At 64.2% G+C, this 15,982-nt stretch carries 12 protein-coding genes; 3 read left to right on the top strand and 9 right to left on the bottom strand.

The window, feature by feature from the left end; all coding sequences use genetic code 11:
- Nucleotides 1-29: 29 nt before the first annotated feature.
- On the bottom strand, nt 30-1,082 hold the full coding sequence (locus MC381_RS07690) for an NADP-dependent oxidoreductase (protein WP_251977147.1): 1,053 nt from the start codon (nt 1,080-1,082) through the stop codon (nt 30-32).
- Nucleotides 1,083-1,204: 122 nt separating this feature from the next.
- On the opposite strand from MC381_RS07690, the gene MC381_RS07685 reads away from it, so the two are divergent.
- Both MC381_RS07685 and MC381_RS07680 read left to right on the top strand, forming a co-directional pair.
- Nucleotides 1,205-1,756: a TetR/AcrR family transcriptional regulator gene (locus MC381_RS07685; protein WP_251977146.1), complete on the top strand. Its 552-nt coding sequence runs from the start codon at nt 1,205-1,207 to the stop codon at nt 1,754-1,756.
- A 138-nt stretch (nt 1,757-1,894) separates the two neighbouring features.
- Nucleotides 1,895-3,412, top strand: a complete 1,518-nt coding sequence (locus MC381_RS07680) for a DUF2252 domain-containing protein (RefSeq protein ID WP_251977145.1) — start codon at nt 1,895-1,897, stop codon at nt 3,410-3,412.
- Nucleotides 3,413-3,451: 39 nt separating this feature from the next.
- Here MC381_RS07680 and MC381_RS07675 read toward each other — a convergent pair whose 3' ends face one another.
- From MC381_RS07675 to guaB, 5 genes are all read right to left on the bottom strand, one after another.
- Nucleotides 3,452-3,928: a LabA-like NYN domain-containing protein gene (locus MC381_RS07675; protein WP_251977144.1), complete on the bottom strand. Its 477-nt coding sequence runs from the start codon at nt 3,926-3,928 to the stop codon at nt 3,452-3,454.
- Nucleotides 3,929-4,065: 137 nt separating this feature from the next.
- On the bottom strand, nt 4,066-5,097 hold the full coding sequence (locus MC381_RS07670) for a methionine synthase (RefSeq protein WP_251977143.1): 1,032 nt from the start codon (nt 5,095-5,097) through the stop codon (nt 4,066-4,068).
- 38 nt (nt 5,098-5,135) lie between these two features.
- Nucleotides 5,136-6,119 (bottom strand): DUF1852 domain-containing protein, encoded by a 984-nt coding sequence (locus MC381_RS07665; protein ID WP_251977142.1) that lies wholly within the window; start codon nt 6,117-6,119, stop codon nt 5,136-5,138.
- A 372-nt stretch (nt 6,120-6,491) separates the two neighbouring features.
- Complete coding sequence (gene guaA, locus MC381_RS07660; RefSeq protein ID WP_251977141.1) at nt 6,492-8,066, bottom strand: glutamine-hydrolyzing GMP synthase; 1,575 nt, start codon at nt 8,064-8,066, stop codon at nt 6,492-6,494.
- Between the two features lie 276 nt (nt 8,067-8,342).
- The gene (guaB, locus tag MC381_RS07655; protein ID WP_251977140.1) at nt 8,343-9,812 is read right to left on the bottom strand and encodes an IMP dehydrogenase; all 1,470 of its coding nucleotides are present in this window, start codon (nt 9,810-9,812) and stop codon (nt 8,343-8,345) included.
- Between the two features lie 317 nt (nt 9,813-10,129).
- Here guaB and xseA point away from each other — a divergent pair, with 317 nt between their 5' ends.
- Nucleotides 10,130-11,521 carry an exodeoxyribonuclease VII large subunit gene (xseA, locus tag MC381_RS07650; RefSeq protein WP_251977139.1) on the top strand — a complete coding sequence of 464 codons (1,392 nt, stop codon included), beginning with the start codon at nt 10,130-10,132 and terminating at the stop codon, nt 11,519-11,521.
- 264 nt (nt 11,522-11,785) lie between these two features.
- Here the strand turns inward: xseA and glrR are convergent, their stop codons facing one another.
- The 3 genes from glrR to MC381_RS07635 form a co-directional block, all read right to left on the bottom strand.
- Nucleotides 11,786-13,165, bottom strand: coding sequence for a two-component system response regulator GlrR (glrR, locus tag MC381_RS07645; RefSeq protein WP_251977477.1), 1,380 nt, complete (start codon nt 13,163-13,165; stop codon nt 11,786-11,788).
- Nucleotides 13,166-13,351: 186 nt separating this feature from the next.
- Nucleotides 13,352-13,900, bottom strand: coding sequence for a hypothetical protein (locus MC381_RS07640; RefSeq protein WP_251977138.1), 549 nt, complete (start codon nt 13,898-13,900; stop codon nt 13,352-13,354).
- Nucleotides 13,894-15,501 carry a sensor histidine kinase gene (locus tag MC381_RS07635; protein WP_251977137.1) on the bottom strand — a complete coding sequence of 536 codons (1,608 nt, stop codon included), beginning with the start codon at nt 15,499-15,501 and terminating at the stop codon, nt 13,894-13,896. The genes MC381_RS07640 and MC381_RS07635 overlap by 7 nt, the downstream gene beginning before the upstream one ends.
- Between the last annotated feature and the right edge of the window lie 481 nt (nt 15,502-15,982).

Genomic DNA, 15,982 nt, shown 5'->3' with positions numbered 1-15,982 from the left:
GAACTGGCGCAGCCAGGCCCGCGTTGTGTCTACTCGACGGTCAACACGATCTTGCCCTGGATGTGACCTTTAGCGGCACGTTCGTGCGCCTCTCGGGCGGCGCTGAGCGGATAGACACTATCCAGCACCACACGAATCGCGCCTTCGTCGAGCAGCGCGGCCAACGGCTCGAGCTGGGCACCGCTGGAGCGGACCTGGGTCGCCGAGACCGTGACACCACGCCGTTGTGCCTCCTCGGCGCCATCGAACCCCAGCGGATAGATCGGGAAGAGTGCGCCGCCCGGCTTGAGCAGTGGTAGAAACCGCGCCGCCGGCTTGCCGCCCACGGCGTCGACGACGAGATCCAGATCGCGAATCTCGTCTTCCGGCGAGGTCACGGTGTAATCGATGAAGGCATCGGCACCTAGACGCTCCAGCAGCGCCTCATGGCGCCCCGAAGCCACCGCCGTGACATGCGCGCCCGCGTTCTTGGCCAACTGGAGCGCGAAATGGCCGACACCGCCGGCAGCGCCGTTGATCAGCACTCGCTTCCCCTCGAGCGGCACCGGCTGGTGCGGGAAGGTCTGCAGCGGATTGGGCACGTCATGTCCCTGTTCGATCAGGAACTGCCAGGCGGTCAACAACGACATGGGCGCGCCGGCGGCATGCCGATGGTCGAGGCTGGCCGGCTTGCGCGCGATCTCGCGGGCAGGGACGCTGACGTACTCGGCGTAGGCGCGGCTCTCTCCATACATGCCCTCGGGAAAGCGAACCATGGCGTACACCTCGTCGCCGACCGCATAGGCCTCGACGTCGTCGGCCACGGCGGCGATGACGCCTGAGATATCAGAGCCAAGGATCAGTGGAAAACGCAGCTCGGGTTGCCATGCCGGGGGTAACGCGCGATAGCCCTCGCGGAGATACCAGTCAGGCGGGTTGAGACCGATGGCGCGAACATGGACGAGCACTTCGCCGGGTTTCAACGTCGGTCGCGGCACGTCGCGCTCGTAGCGCAGCACCTCGGGACCGCCGACGGCATATTGGCACACGGCCTTCATGGTTTGGGTCGACATAGTTTTGGTCGACATGGTTTGGATCGACATGGCTTCTCTCTCCTGAATCGAAGGATGTTCCCGGTCGCGGGAGCGTGACATAATCGGAGCACTGATCCACATAATCGGAACACCGCTCCGATTAGTCAAGTCTCGAGAGAGAAGGAAGCTGCATGCGCGCCGATGCCAGAAAGAATCGCGACCACCTGCTGGCAACAGCGAAAGCCCTGTTCCTGGAGCAGGGTCTGGAGGCCTCGCTGCGTGATGTGGCCAGGCGGGCAGAAGTCGGCATGGGCACGCTGTATCGACACTTTCCCACGCGGGAAGCGCTGCTGGAGGCGCTGTTGCGAGCCGAATTCGAGGCGCTGGCGCTCAGCGCCGAGTCCCTTGAACGCGCGGAAAACCCCGATGCGGGGCTGATTCAGTGGCTGGAAGAGATCATCGAGTTCACTTACCGGCATCGGGGCATCATCGCGCCAATGATGGGCGCGATCGAAGACGAGCATTCCGCGCTGCACGCCTCCTGTGTCGCGCTGAGAGCGGCGGGTGCCCGCCTGCTGTCTCGCGCGCAGCAGGCGGGCAGCGCTCGTCTGGACATGAACGGTGAGGAGCTGTTCGATCTGATCGCGGCACTGGCCTGGCTGCGCGAACAGCCCGCCCATGCATCGCGTGCCAAGCGGGTGTTCGAGATCGTCACCGATGCCGTGCTGACCCGTCGAGCGTAAGCTCGAGCGGGCCAAGTCGTCGCATTGCAAGGCATGACGGCCGCCCCTGACGCCCGACGCAGTTTCGACCATGCTGTGATGACGACGGTGATGACATGCAGTGATGAACAGAACAGCCGGGCCGACGACGGGGGCAGCATGACAAAGACAACGCGGAATCCACTCGGGCAGACCACACGACAGGCGCTCTACGAGCAAGCTCGCCAGCGTGACATCCCTGGCCGCGCCACGATGAGCAAGGCCGAACTGGCGGCCGCGCTCGAATCGGCCGCCTCCAGCGAGCCGGAGGTCGCAGCGCGCTACGAGACGTTCAAGCGTCTGGCCGAAGCGGTCGCCGCAGGCGAATTCGTCTTGCGCCCGCGGGTGCTGACCGGCTACGAACGGCGCCGACACGTGCGCCAGACCCTGCGCGAGGACCACCGGACGCGCATTGCGGAAGGCAGTGAGGAAGCCAGCGACAAGTTCGACAAGCTCGCCGGTTCGCTGTTTTCCTTCTTTCGCGGCACCGCGCTGCTCTTCTATCGCGACATGGCCGGCGACGATGCCTGGATGCCCACCGTGCTCGCGCTCGGCGACGTGCACCCTGGTAATTTCGGCGTCATGCCCAACATCGACAACGTGCCGATCTTCTCGGTCAATGATTTCGACGAAGCCTACTACGCGCCCTTCACCTGGGATATCAAGCGCGGCGCGGTCGGTTTCATGATCGCCGCCGAAGCCGAGGGGGAGCTGAAGCGCAAGCACCAGATCAAGACCGTTCGTCACTTCGTGAAGGGCTATATTGAAGCGATGCAGCGCCTGGCCCGGGAAGGCACCGAACGGGACGAGGAGATGCGCCACGACAACGCGCCCAAGCTGATTCGCGCGCTGTTCGAGGACGCTGACGAAGACCGCGCCGAGTGGCTTGTCGATGACTACCTCGACGAAACGCGTGGCGGCTTTCGCCCGACGAAGAAGCTCGTGCCGATCTCGTCGCGCCGCGAGGAATTCCAGCAGATCACCGACCGGCTGGTCGCGGAGAACGCCATCGACGTGCCGGCAAGGGCTCAGGGGCCTGAGTGTCAGGGAATTCGGGTCAAGGACGTAGCCATTCGTCTGGGCCAAGGCACCGCATCGCTCGGGCTCAACCGCTACTACGTGCTGATCGAGGGCCCGGCAGGCGATGGCACCGACGATTTGATCATCGAATACAAGCAGGCGCGCCGCTCCGCGCTTTCCGGGCTGGTGCCCCCTTCCGCGTACGAGGTCGATACCCTTGCCGAGCGCATCAGCCACGCACAGGCGGTGCATCTGATTCGCGGCGACGTCTTCTACGGCCACGTCGAGTTCGAGGGCCACAGCTACCTCTCCCGCGAGCGCGCCCCGTTCCGCGAGGACATCGATTTAGACGATCTCTCCAAAAGCGACTGGCGGGACTACGCCCGTATCTGCGGCGGCGTACTCGCCACGGTACATGCCCTGTCCGATGAAGCCGGCAAGCTCGACTACGATATCGAGCCCGCCATCATCGATGCCATCGGCCCGCCGGCGCTGTTCGCCGAGGATATGGTCGAATTCGCGGTCGAGACCGCCGACCGCCTGCGTCGCGACCATGAGCGATTCCAGGAAGATCATGCGCGCGGCGCCTTCGAACATCTGGATTGGGTGCATCGGTGAGGGCCGATAAGACAAGCCCTCGAACGAGATGGCGCGACTTCACCCCAGCAGCAGATCGCTCTCGATGGGAATGAACTGGCTCGCGGCCTGGATGAGGGAGTTCGCGGTGAGCTGGGGCACGCCATAGACCTCGACGCGCTTGCCGTGCACCTCGCGAATCTTGCGCGCCAGCAGGTCGAAATCGCCGTCGCCGGAGACCAGCACGATCACATCCGCCAGGGCGGCGAACTCGATGGCATCGAGCGTGATGCCCACGTCCCAGTCGCCCTTGGCGGAACCATCCGCACGCTGGATGAACGGCTTCAGCTTCACCTCGAAACCGATCGTCCGCAGCGTGTTCTGGAACCCGCGCTGTTTGGCGTCGCCCCGGTCGATGGCGTAGCAGCGGGCGGCCACTACCTCACGATTCGCTGTCGCCTGCGCCCAGAACTGGCGGTAGTCGAACTGTTTGCCGTAGGCGTCGCGCGCGGTGTAATAGACGTTCTGCGTATCGACGAAGATCGCGACGGTCGTCATGGAGGATATCTTCCCGAAACAGCGAAAAGCCGACGACGTCTATCGGAGACAGACGTCGCCGGCGAATCTGCCGACAAACCGTGGATGCCCGGCTGCCCGTCAGCGGTCAGGAAGACCGTTGACGGATGAGCAGACCCTTAGCGGGCCAGAAGCTCCTGGCGGACGATCTCGGCGCCGGCACTCAAGGCGCTCAGCTTGCCTTGCGCCACCTGACGAGACAAGGGCGTCATGCCGCAGTTGGTGCACGGGTAGAGGTTTTCCGGATCGACGAACTGCAGGGCCTTGCGCAGCGTCTCGGCCACTTCCTCCGGCGTCTCGATAGTGTTGGTCGCCACATCAATCGCCCCGACCATCACCTTCTTGCCACGAATCAGCTCGATCAGCTCCATCGGCACATGCGAGTTCTGGCACTCCAGCGAGACGATGTCGATGTTGGACTGCTGAAGCTTGGGGAAGATCTCCTCGTACTGGCGCCACTCGGACCCCAGGGTCTTCTTCCAGTCCGTATTGGCCTTGATGCCGTAGCCGTAGCAGATATGCACGGCCGTCTCGCACTCGACGCCTTCGATAGCCTTTTCCAGCGCGGCGATGCCCCAGTCGTTCACTTCGTCGAAAAAGACGTTAAACGCCGGCTCGTCGAACTGGATGATATCGACCCCCGCCGCCGCCAGATCCTTCGCCTCCTGGTTGAGGATCTTGGCGAATTCCCAGGCCAGCTTTTCGCGGCTCTTGTAGTGGCCATCAAACAGCGTGTCGACCATGGTCATCGGCCCCGGCAGCGCCCACTTGATCGGCTGCCGTGTCTGCTGACGCAGAAACTTGGCGTCGTCCACGAACACCGGCTTTTCACGCGCCACCGGCCCCACGACGGAAGGCACGCTCGCCTCGTAGCGATCACGAATCTTGACGATCTCGCGGTTCTCGAAATCCACGCCGCTGAGATGCTCGATAAATGTCGTGACGAAGTGCTGGCGCGTCTGCTCGCCGTCACTGACGATGTCGATGCCGGCCTGCTGCTGGTCGTGCAGAGACACCCGCAGCGCATCCTGCTTACCCTCGACCAGTTCGTCGCCTTCCAGCTTCCAGGGCGACCAAAGTTTCTCGGGCTCTGCCAGCCAGGCAGGTTTCGGCAGACTGCCGGCCGTCGACGTGGGCAACAATGTCTTCATGAAAAAGCGACCTTCATCAGGGATAGATAACGGAAAAATCAAAGGGCGTAACTAGCGGACCAATCTCGGAGCAGCGCCTGATAGGGCTTGATGAAATGCCGTTCGGTAAACCGGCCCTGCTCGACGGCCAGCTGGCTCCGCTCTTCCCGGTCATACACGATGCGCGTCAACGAATAGTCCTGGTGTTTCAGGCTGGGCTGATACGTCTTGCCCGCCGCCGAATTGGCGTTGTAGATCTCGGGGCGATAGATCTTCTGGAACGTCTCCATCGTGCTGATGGCGCTGATCAGCTCGAGATCCGTGTAATCGGAAAGCAGATCGCCGGAAAAATAGAACGCCAGCGGCGCGACCGCATTCGGCGGCATGAAATAGCGGACCTGCAGGCCCATCTTGTCGAAGTAGAAATCCGTCAGCGAGGACTCGTTGTTTTCGTACTCGACGCCCAGCACAGGATGGCGGTTCTCCGTGCGGCGATAGACCTTGCTGCTGGACACACTGAGGCAGATGACCGGCGGCTTGCGGAAGGCCTCGCGATAAGCCTCGGAATTGACGAACAGCTTGAACAGCTTGCCGTGCAGATCGCCGAATCCTTCGGGGATGCCAAATTCGGCTCGATCCTTGTTGTGCTCGGAGAGCCATACGCTGAAGTCGTAGTCGCGCACGTAGGAGGAAAAGTTGTTCCCCACCATGCCCTCGATACGTTTGCCGGTCGATCGATCGACAATCGTGGTCTTCAGCACCTCGATGGCGGGAAACGCATCCCCTTCCCCGCCATCACCGACACGCAACTCACCGGTGATGATATCGAGTTCGACCGCATAGCGATCCGCCGTGGGGTTATCCCAATGCGCCAGGGTATTGAAGCGATTGTCGATCATCGTCAGGGCATTGCGCAGGTTCTGCTGACGGCTCTCGCCTCTCGCCAGGTTGGCGAAATTGGTCGTGGTGCGCGTGTTGTCGGCCGGACGATAGTTCTCGTCGAAGCGAATGCGCTTGATGTGGAATGTGAAATCTTGGCTCATCGCGAACAAGCACCCTATTGGTCGAGAGAGGCACTGGCGCCGCCGTGGCGCACCAGTGCCCATCAATTCAGTATCTGGCGTTCTCGATCAACAGGTTCCGTGGCGTCTGTCATCGAGAAGGATGAGCACTTTATGCCAGACGTACTGGATGCATGAAAAGCGATAGGTTTTCACCTCATCATGAAGCTGACTCATGATGAGGTGTGAGTGATCGAGCCAGTGAGTTTCTCGTGCGCTCGTCTAGACGAGCATTCACGGCCTCTTATTCCTATATCAAGCTCAAACTCACTCAAGAAGCTACAAAAAAAGCCCATATAAACATGGGCTTAATTATACTTTTACCAGTTAGTACAGCTAGAGCCTAGAGTGTGATCACTCCCACTCAATCGTCGCCGGCGGCTTGCTGCTGACATCGTAGGTCACGCGGGAGACGCCGCTGATCTCGTTGATGATGCGGTTGGAGACTTTTTCCAGCAGCTCATACGGCAGGTGGGCCCAGCGGGCGGTCATGAAGTCGATGGTCTCGACGGCGCGAATGGCGATGACCCACTCGTAGCGGCGGCCGTCGCCGACGACACCGACGGACTTGACCGGCAGGAAGACGGCAAACGCCTGGCTGGTCTTGTGGTACCAGTCGAAGTTGTGCAGCTCTTCGATGAAGATGGCATCGGCTTCACGCAGGATGTCGGCGTACTCTTTCTTCACTTCGCCGAGAATGCGCACACCGAGGCCCGGCCCGGGGAACGGGTGGCGGTAGACCATGTCGTACGGCAGGCCGAGTTCGAGGCCGAGCTTGCGCACTTCGTCCTTGAACAGTTCGCGCAGCGGTTCGACCAGCTTGAGCTTCATGGTCTCCGGCAGGCCACCGACGTTGTGGTGCGACTTGATCACGTGCGCCTTGCCGGTCTTGCTGGCAGCGGATTCGATCACGTCCGGGTAGATGGTGCCCTGGGCGAGGAAGTCGACGCCGTCGATCTTGGCAGCTTCACGGTCGAACACGTCGATGAAGGTGTTGCCGATGATCTTGCGCTTGGCTTCGGGGTCGTTTTCCCCTTCCAGCTTGGTCAGGAACTCGTCTTCCGCGTCGACGCGGATCACCTTCACGCCCATATGGCTGGCGAAGGTTTCCATCACCTGGTCGCCTTCGTTCTTGCGCAACAGGCCGTTGTCGACGAAGACGCAGGTGAGCTGGTCGCCGATCGCCTTGTGCAGCAGTGCCGCAACCACGGAGGAATCGACGCCGCCGGAAAGGCCGAGCAGCACGTGGCGGTCGCCGACCTGTTCGCGTACGCGCTCGCTCAGGTCTTCGATGATCTGCGCCGGGGTCCAGAGCTGTTCGGCTTTACAGATATCCAGCACGAAGCGCTCGAGAATGCGCTGGCCCTGCAGGGTGTGGGTCACTTCCGGGTGGAACTGGACGCCGTAGAAGCGTTTTTCCGGCCAGGTCATGGCGGCAATCGGACAGCTCGAGGTCGAGGCGGTGACGGTGAATTCCGCCGGGGCGCGCGCGACCTTGTCGCCGTGGCTCATCCACACGTCCAGCAGCGCGCCGCCATCATGGCCGACATGATCCTTGATGCCGCCGAGCAGGTCGTCTTCCGCCGCCACGCTGATCTGAGCGTAGCCGAACTCGCGCTTGTCGGAGCCTTCGGTGGCGCCGCCGAGCTGTTCAGCCATGGTCTGCATGCCGTAGCAGATGCCGAACACCGGCAGGCCCATCTCGAACACGCACTCAGGCGCGCGCGGCGAGCCGAGTTCGGAGACCGATTCCGGCCCGCCGGAGAGGATGATGCCGTTGGGATTGTATTCGCGGATCTCTTCTTCGGTGATATCGAAGGCGCGGATCTCGGAGTAGACGCCGATTTCGCGCACGCGACGCGCGATCAGCTGCGTGTACTGGGAGCCGAAGTCGAGGATCAGGATCTTGTGCGAATGGATGTCGGTCATCGAATTGTCTCTGCGGTTAACTGCAACACCACGACTTCACTAGCACCCGTTAGCGCAGGTGACTTCACGAAGCCTTAGAAATGAGAAGCGGCGCCGTGAAGCGCCGCTGGGCCCGCCAAGGCGGGTTGCCGAATCGTTCGGCGTATTCAGGCCGAGTGTCAGGCCAGGCCAAGCCAGGCCCGACGAAAACGCACGAGGCAGCGGAGTGAACGTGTTGTTCATGAGCATGCCGAGTGCGTTTCCAACAACGCCTGGTGCCGGCCTGGGCACGATCGGTTAAGCGCCCCGGTAGTTCGGCGCTTCCTTCGTGATCTGCACGTCATGCACGTGCGACTCGACCACGCCGGCGCCGGTGATCTTCACGAACTCCGGCAGCGTGCGCATCTCTTCGATGTCGTGGCAGCCGGTGTAGCCCATGGAGGCGCGCAGGCCGCCCATCATCTGGTGGACGATGGCGCTCATCTGGCCCTTGTAGGGCACGCGGCCTTCGATCCCTTCCGGCACCAGCTTCTCGACGCCCTCTTCCTTGCTCTGGAAGTAGCGGTCGGAGGAGCCCTGGCTCTGGGACATGGCGCCCATGGAGCCCATGCCGCGATAAGCCTTGTAGGTCCGGCCCTGGAACAGCTCGACCTCGCCCGGGGATTCCTCGGTGCCGGCGAGCATGCTGCCGAGCATGACGGTGTTGGCACCGGCAACGATCGCCTTGGCGATATCGCCGGAGTAGCGCACGCCGCCATCCGCGATCAGCGGCACGCCGTAGGGCTTGAGCGCTTCGGCGACGTTGGCGACGGCAGTGATCTGCAGCACGCCGACGCCGGTGACGACGCGGGTGGTGCAGATGGAACCGGGGCCGATGCCGACCTTGACCGCGTCCGCGCCGGCTTCGGCCAGCGCGACGGCAGCTTCACCGGTGGCGATGTTGCCGCCGATCACCTGCACGTCCGGGTAGTGCTCCTTGACCCAGCGCACGCGGTCGATCACGCCCTTGGAGTGGCCATGGGCGGTGTCGACGACCAGCGCATCGACGCCGGCTTCGACCAGCGCGGCGACACGTTCCGGGGTTTCCGGGCCGGTGCCGACGGCGGCGCCGACCAGCAGGCGACCGTCGTCGTCCTTGGCGGCCATCGGGTAGGTGCGAGCCTTCTCGATGTCGCGCACGGTGACCAGGCCGCGCAGGTGGAAATCACCGTCGACGACCAGGATCTTCTCGATGCGGTTTTCCTGCAGCTTCGACTTGATCACGTCCAGCGAGGTGCCTTCCGGCACGGTGATCAGCTTGTCGCGCGGGGTCATGATCGCTTCGACGGTATCGCTGTGATCCGGCTGGAAGCGCATGTCGCGGCCGGTGACGATGCCGACCAGGGTTTCCCCTTCGACAACCGGGAAGCCGGAGTAGCCGTACTCGTCCGCCATCGCGAGCAGATCCTGAAGCTTGGCGTTCGGGCCCACGGTGACCGGGTCCTTGACGATGACGCTCTCGTGCTTCTTGACCTTGCGCACTTCCGCCGCCTGCTGGGCGATGCTCATGTTCTTGTGGATGATGCCGATGCCGCCTTCCTGCGCCATGGCAATGGCGAGGCGCGCTTCGGTCACGGTATCCATGGCGGAAGAGAGCAGCGGGATGTTCAGGGTGAGCTTGCGGGTCAGGCGGGATCTCAGGTCGACGTCTCTGGGGAGGACATCCGAGTAGCGGGGAACGAGTAATACGTCATCGAACGTAAGAGCTTCTTGCGCCATACGTAGCATAGTCGGAAACCCAATCTGGCAGGTGGTGAGGGGCCGGTGGCAACAACCGTCGGATGCCGGGATCTGGCTCGGGCAACGCGCCGGGTGCTGCGAAAAGTTAATCGCGCATTATAGTCGCTTGGCGGCATCGGCTCAACGCCGTTGCGTGTATCGTCCTGCCGCGCCGCTCCTGAGGCATCGACGATAGCGAACGGCGAACGGGCGCCGAGCCCGGCGCTTCGTGTTAGGCTGCCGGGCAAAGATGACAGCTTGTCGACACGGCCCCGCCAACGAGCCAAAAAACGTTCGACATCGATCCGCACCGTCCGGAAACCGCCATGCCCTCGCCCGCGTCACCAACGCTCTCCGTGAGCGATCTCAACCGTCAGGCCCGCCAGCTTCTGGAGCGCGGCTTCGGCGACTGCTGGGTGGAAGGCGAAATCTCAGGGCTGGCACGCCCCGCCTCCGGCCATCTCTACTTCTCGCTCAAGGATGCCAAGGCGCAGGTGAAATGCGCCTTCTTCCGCAACCGGGCCAGTCTTTCCCGCGTGCCGCTGAAGGATGGCGACCGGATCAAGGTACGCGGCCGGGTATCGATCTTCGAGCCGCGCGGCGATTACCAGCTGATCGTCGATGCCGTGCAGCCAAGCGGCGAAGGCGAGTTGATGGCGGCCTACGAGCGCCTGAAGCGCCAGCTCGAGGCCGAGGGCGTGTTCGCCAACGCCCGCCCACTGCCCTACCCGCCGCGCCATCTCGCTCTGATCACCTCGCCTACCGGCGCCGCCATCCGCGACGTGCTCGCCGTGCTGCGCGCACGCTGGCCGATGCTGCGCGTCAGCGTCTTCCCGGCGCCGGTGCAGGGCAAGGAAGCGCCGCCGGCGCTGATCCGCGCACTGGCGCTGATCAACCGTCAGGCCCGCCAGGCCGCCAGCCAGCGGAACGACCTGGCGGACCGCGACCCGATGGACGATCGCGAGACCTTCGACGCGATTTTGATCACGCGCGGTGGCGGCAGCCTGGAAGACCTGTGGGCGTTCAACGACCAGCATCTGGCGCGGGCCATCTACCACTCCACCCTGCCGGTGATGGCGGCGATCGGCCACGAGGTCGACTTTACCCTGGCCGAGTTCGCCGCCGATGTGCGCGCGCCGACCCCTTCCGCCGCCGCCGAGCGGCTGGTGCCGGACCGTCGCGATCTGCAGGAGACACTGGCGCAGCAGAGCCGCCGCCTGACCCGTGCCTGGCAGGGACGCTTCAACGCCGAATCGCAACGTCTCGATCATCTGCGCGCCCGCCTGCGCCACCCCGGCGAACGCCTGGCCCAGCAGCGCCAGTGGCTGGCAGCGCTGGACCAGCGCCTGCGACTGGCGATGCATCAGCGGCTCAAGCACGAGCATCAGCGCGTCGACGCGGCCACGCGCCGGCTCGCCACACACGACCCGTCGCGCACGTTGCGGCAGTCGCGCGAGCAGGTCGAACGCCTGCACCAGCGGCTCGAGGCGGCCCAGCACCAGCAACTGCGTCAGTCGCGCCAGCGGCTCGAGGGCGTAGCGCGGGAGCTGAATGCGGTCAGCCCGCTCGCCGTGCTCGGCCGGGGCTATTCGATCCTGCAGGACGACGACGGCCAAGTCATCCGCGCCGCCAGCCAGACCCAGCCCGGCCAGACGCTGACGGCCCGCCTCGGCGACGGTCGCTTGAAGCTAGAGGTCAAACGGCGCCTGAAGCGCTGAGCTCCACGTCGAGACCCGACCGATACGAGCGTCCGAAAACCATCTCTCGAAGCCCATCTCTAGAAAACCATCTCTCGAAATCCGTCGCATGAAAAAGCCGCCGCCGAAGCGTTCTGCAGTAGAACGATTCGACGGCGGCTTTTCGGTTTCGACCCGGCGGGAAATCGCCAGAAGCCTGTCAGGACGTCTGGCACGTCAGGCAAACGCCTAGCCCGTCAAGCGAGATGCCCGAGAGCGGCGTTCAGCGCTTCGATCAAGAGAGCCTCAGATCGCCTGATCCGGCAGCGCACTCGGCTTGAACAGGCCGGGATCGAGGTCGTGGCGCGACAGCAGCTTGTAGAAGTCGGTGCGGTTGCGCCCGGCGATCCGCGCCGCCTGCGTCACGTTGCCTTCGGTGATCTTGAGCACCTTGATCAGGTAGCTGCGCTCGAAGCCGGCCCGCGCCTCGCTGAACGACGGCAGCGCGTTTTCCTCGGCGGCCAGCGCCTGCGATACCAGCGCTTCCGGAATCATCGGCGTGCTGGTCAGCGCCACGCACTGCTCCACCACGTTGACCAGCTGGCGCACGTTGCCCGGCCAGCCGCTGGAAGCGAGCAGGTTGAGCGCTTCCGGCGAGAAACCCTTCACGAACGGCTTATGTCTGGCCGAGACCTGCGCCACCATGTGCTTGGCCAGCAGCGGGATATCCTCGGCGCGATCCTTGAGCGGCGGCAGCTTCAAGTTGACCACGTTGAGCCGGTAATAGAGGTCTTCGCGGAAGTCGCCCTCGTGCATGGCGCGGTCGAGATCGCGGTGCGTGGCGGAGATGATGCGCACGTCGATCGGCACCGACTTGGTGCTGCCGAGCGGACGAATCTGGCGCTCCTGCAGCGCGCGCAGCAGCTTGACCTGCAGCGTCAGCGGCATATCGCCGATCTCGTCGAGAAACAGCGTGCCGCCGTCGGCGGCGAGGAACAGCCCTTCGTGCTGGCTGACCGCGCCGGTGAAGGCACCGCGGGCATGGCCGAACAGTTCGCTCTCGAGCAGCTGTTCCGGCAGCGCGCCACAGTTGATCGCCACGAACGGCTTGTCCGCGCGCGGGCTGGCCTGGTGCATGGCGTTGGCCAGCAGCTCCTTGCCCGAGCCGGAGGGGCCGGTCAACAGCACGCTGACGTCGGAGGCGGCGACCATGTAGGCCTGCTCGAGAATCCGCTCCATCTGCGGGCTGCGGGTGATGATCTGCGAGCGCCAGGCCTCGCCACCCTCGCCGCGCGTGGTCGGCGTCTGCTTGAGCGCTTCGTCGATCGCGTCGAACAGCTCGTCGCGGTCGACCGGCTTGGTCAGGAAGCTGAACACACCCTGGCGGGTGGCGCTGACCGCATCCGGAATCGAGCCATGGGCCGTGAGAATGATCACCGGCATGCCGGGCACGCGCCGCTGCAGCTCATGGAACAGCGCGAGGCCGTCCATCTCATCCATGCGCAGGTCGGACAGCACCACATCCGGCGTGCTCTCCTGGATATGACTCAGCGCCTCGCGCCCGCTCTGTGCCGTGGTGACACGAAAACCGCGGCTCTCCAGGCGCATGCCGAGCAGCTTGAGCAGGCTGGTGTCGTCGTCGACCAGCAGGATATGCGCACTGCCGGCACTGGCGCCGGGTTGCATCGCGGGCGTACGGACGGCCCGCGTCTTGGGAATGTCAGTATTCAATGACATGGAATGGACACCTCCTGCCATCGTCGCCCCGACATCCGTCGTCGGGAGCTGTCACCGGCGGCGCGACAAGGCATCGTCGCGGCGGCGGTGGCAAGCGGGCGATGCGGGCCAAACGACCCGGCATCACGGGATGGCTCAGTCACGTGAGTTGATGGTTCGTTCGATGTCGGTCAGCGCGTCGAGCTTGTTCGACATCTCCTCGAGCTGCTGTTTCAACGCCTCGTTCTCGCGTTTCAGTGCCTGCGTTTCATCGCGACTTCCTCCTTGTCGGCGTGCACCCGCGTCCTGCTGGGCGTGGAGCTGACGGCGCTCCTCCAGGTCGTTGAGCCACTGCTGCAGCAGCGGCTGCAGACGGGGCGGCGCACTGGAGAGCGTCGCCTTGTAGAGATCGGAGGCCTGGCGCCACTCGCTCGGGCCATCCCAGGAGAGCACCACGGCGCGCGCCGCCTTCTGCGACGGCCGCGGGCCACTCGCCTCGGCCAGGGTGTCGCGACGCCAGGCGTCGTCGCCGCGCTGCGCTTCCAGGCCAAAGGCGACCCAGGAGTCGAGCAGGCAGACATTGTCGGCAAACGACGGGATATCGCCGCAGCCATGAGGCGCCGAAGGCGAACCGGCCAGCGACTGGCAACCTGCCAGCGTCAGCGCGGCAGAGAGCCATAACGCCCCCTTGATCGGATTTACCATGTATCGTTCCTTGCGTCGGTGGCCGTGACCCTGTCTTCCGGTACGGCATCGTTATCGTGCGGTATCGCGTGGCCCGGGCGCTCGGGGCGCTCGGCCCAGGGCAACGTCAGGCGGAAGCAGACCGGCAGCTCGGCGTCGTCGACCAGTGCCAGTTGGCCCGCCTGCAGGCGCGCGCAGTCGGCGGCGACCGACAGGCCGATGCCGGAGCCCTTGAGCGGCCCCTTGCGCCGTGCGCTGCCCTGATAGAACGCCTCGAACAGGTGCTCGCGATCCGCCTTGGCGATCGGTTCGCCACTGTTGGCGACCTCGACCGCCAGCCAGTCGCGCTGGCTGGCGAGGCGGATCGTCAGATTGCCACCATCCTCGCCGTAAGCGATCGCGTTGGAGATCAGGTTGTCGAGAATGCGCGCGGTACGCTCCCGGTCGGCCTGCCACTCCAGCGGATGATGCGGACTGATCACCTGCATGCCCTTGTTGTCGAGCGCCAGGCGATGCTTGGCGAGCACTTCTTGAATCACCGTGGCGACATCGAAGCGGCTCACCTTCATGCGCCGGCTGTTCTGCAGCAGATTGTAATCCAGCAGTTGCTCGATCAGCGTCTGCAGCTCCTGACCGTTCTCGTCGATCAGGGTGACGATCTCGTGCTGACGCGGCTCGAGATCGCCGGCCACGCCGTCGGAGAGCAGCGCCGTACCTTCGCGAATGCTCGCCAGCGGTGTCTTCAGTTCGTGCGACATATGGCGCAGGAACTGCTGCTTCTGCGCCTCGAGTTCGTTGAGCCGCCCGGAGAGCCAGCTCAGACGATCGCCTAGCTGCACCAGTTCCGCCGGCCCCTGGATACGCTGCTCGGTGTCGCTGCGCTCGCCGCTGCCGAGGCCGAAGATCCGCCGTTCGAGCTGACGAATCGGCCGCGTGATCAGCCAGGTGAAGAAGAGCATCAGCATGAGACTGGCGGAGACCAGCGCGGCGGTCTGCATCCACAGCCGAGCGCGCACCGCATCGGCGCGCTCGCGGATATCGGCGATACGGCTGTCGATCAACGCGTTGGTCGCGTTGCGGACGGCATCGGACTCGCTGGCGAAGCCGGAGAAACGCGCCAGAAAGTCGCTCATGCTCTCCTGCGGGGGCAGCAGCGACAGATCCGGCACTGGCGGTGCCTCGGCCGCGCGCTCGGCGCCTGCTTCATCGGCCGGCTGCAGCGTCTCGCCGGGGATACGCGGCAGCTCGCGCAGCTGCTGGAAGCGTGACGCCAGCGAGCGAAAATCGGGGTCGTCGCGCATCAGCGGTTCATGCTCCTGGAGCAGCTCGCCGAACTGACGCGCCTTCTCGTTGTAGATTTCGCGCAGCCCCTCTTCTTCGATCACCGCGTACTGCCGCGCGCTGCGCTCCATCTGCAGCGCCAGCGAGCTCAGCATGCGCGCGCGACGTGTCTGCTCGACCGCATGGCGGGCGCTCTGGTCGGCCAGCGTCGACAGCTCGGACAGCGCCTGTCCGGCCTGGAACATCAGCACGGCGATCGGCAACATGACGACGACGAACGCCAGCAATACCAGTTGCAGCAGCGAGCGGGGACGCCAGCGGCGGGAAAGCTCGGTGGTCATAGAGGTGGCTCTGTGCAGGAGGCCCATTGATGTCATGGATCGTTCCGCAAGAATAACATTTTTATTCAACACCCAGGCGGCACGCTGACAGCCTGTGGCGCGGCCGATTGTCGGCCCGTGTTCGAGTCGCCGTTCCCGGTTGCGCTGATCGCCCCCGGGGCGATGGCGGTTCGGCGTCAATCGAGCCCCAACGACCCCTGCTGGGCTTTCGGCGCCGGAAGCCTCGTTACGATCGATTCGTCGGCAACGAGAAGTCACAAAAACATGGCGCAAAAAAAGAGGGCCGGCAGAGCCGGCCCAAGGTACGCAGGGAACTGAAGGGTCGGAAACGACCTTGAAAAACTGCCTGAATCAGCTATTCGAGACCGTTCCCAGGGCCCGAAGGCCCACGAAGCCGGAGGCGCGACCTATGCCATTCAGGGGCAGTCGATCTCCGTGACGGCGAACCGCCGCTTCGTCTCTGGGCGGGTCGCCGACGTTA

This window comes from Salinicola avicenniae (assembly GCF_023736115.1).
Lineage (GTDB): Bacteria > Pseudomonadota > Gammaproteobacteria > Pseudomonadales > Halomonadaceae > Salinicola > Salinicola avicenniae.
This window is presented reverse-complemented; position numbering and strand designations above follow the sequence as displayed.

Excerpts from the sequence above, each read along its gene's own strand:
- MC381_RS07670 (WP_251977143.1), bottom strand. The coding sequence starts at position 5,097 with ATGAAGACATTGTTGCCCACGTCGACGGCCGGCAGTCTGCCGAAACCT.
- MC381_RS07680 (WP_251977145.1), top strand. The coding sequence starts at position 1,895 with ATGACAAAGACAACGCGGAATCCACTCGGGCAGACCACACGACAGGCG.
- MC381_RS07665 (WP_251977142.1), bottom strand. The coding sequence starts at position 6,119 with ATGAGCCAAGATTTCACATTCCACATCAAGCGCATTCGCTTCGACGAG.
- MC381_RS07690 (WP_251977147.1), bottom strand. The coding sequence starts at position 1,082 with ATGTCGATCCAAACCATGTCGACCAAAACTATGTCGACCCAAACCATG.
- xseA (WP_251977139.1), top strand. The coding sequence starts at position 10,130 with ATGCCCTCGCCCGCGTCACCAACGCTCTCCGTGAGCGATCTCAACCGT.
- glrR (WP_251977477.1), bottom strand. The coding sequence starts at position 13,165 with ATGCAACCCGGCGCCAGTGCCGGCAGTGCGCATATCCTGCTGGTCGAC.
- guaB (WP_251977140.1), bottom strand. The coding sequence starts at position 9,812 with ATGCTACGTATGGCGCAAGAAGCTCTTACGTTCGATGACGTATTACTC.
- MC381_RS07685 (WP_251977146.1), top strand. The coding sequence starts at position 1,205 with ATGCGCGCCGATGCCAGAAAGAATCGCGACCACCTGCTGGCAACAGCG.
- MC381_RS07675 (WP_251977144.1), bottom strand. The coding sequence starts at position 3,928 with ATGACGACCGTCGCGATCTTCGTCGATACGCAGAACGTCTATTACACC.
- MC381_RS07640 (WP_251977138.1), bottom strand. The coding sequence starts at position 13,900 with ATGGTAAATCCGATCAAGGGGGCGTTATGGCTCTCTGCCGCGCTGACG.
- guaA (WP_251977141.1), bottom strand. The coding sequence starts at position 8,066 with ATGACCGACATCCATTCGCACAAGATCCTGATCCTCGACTTCGGCTCC.
- MC381_RS07635 (WP_251977137.1), bottom strand. The coding sequence starts at position 15,501 with ATGACCACCGAGCTTTCCCGCCGCTGGCGTCCCCGCTCGCTGCTGCAA.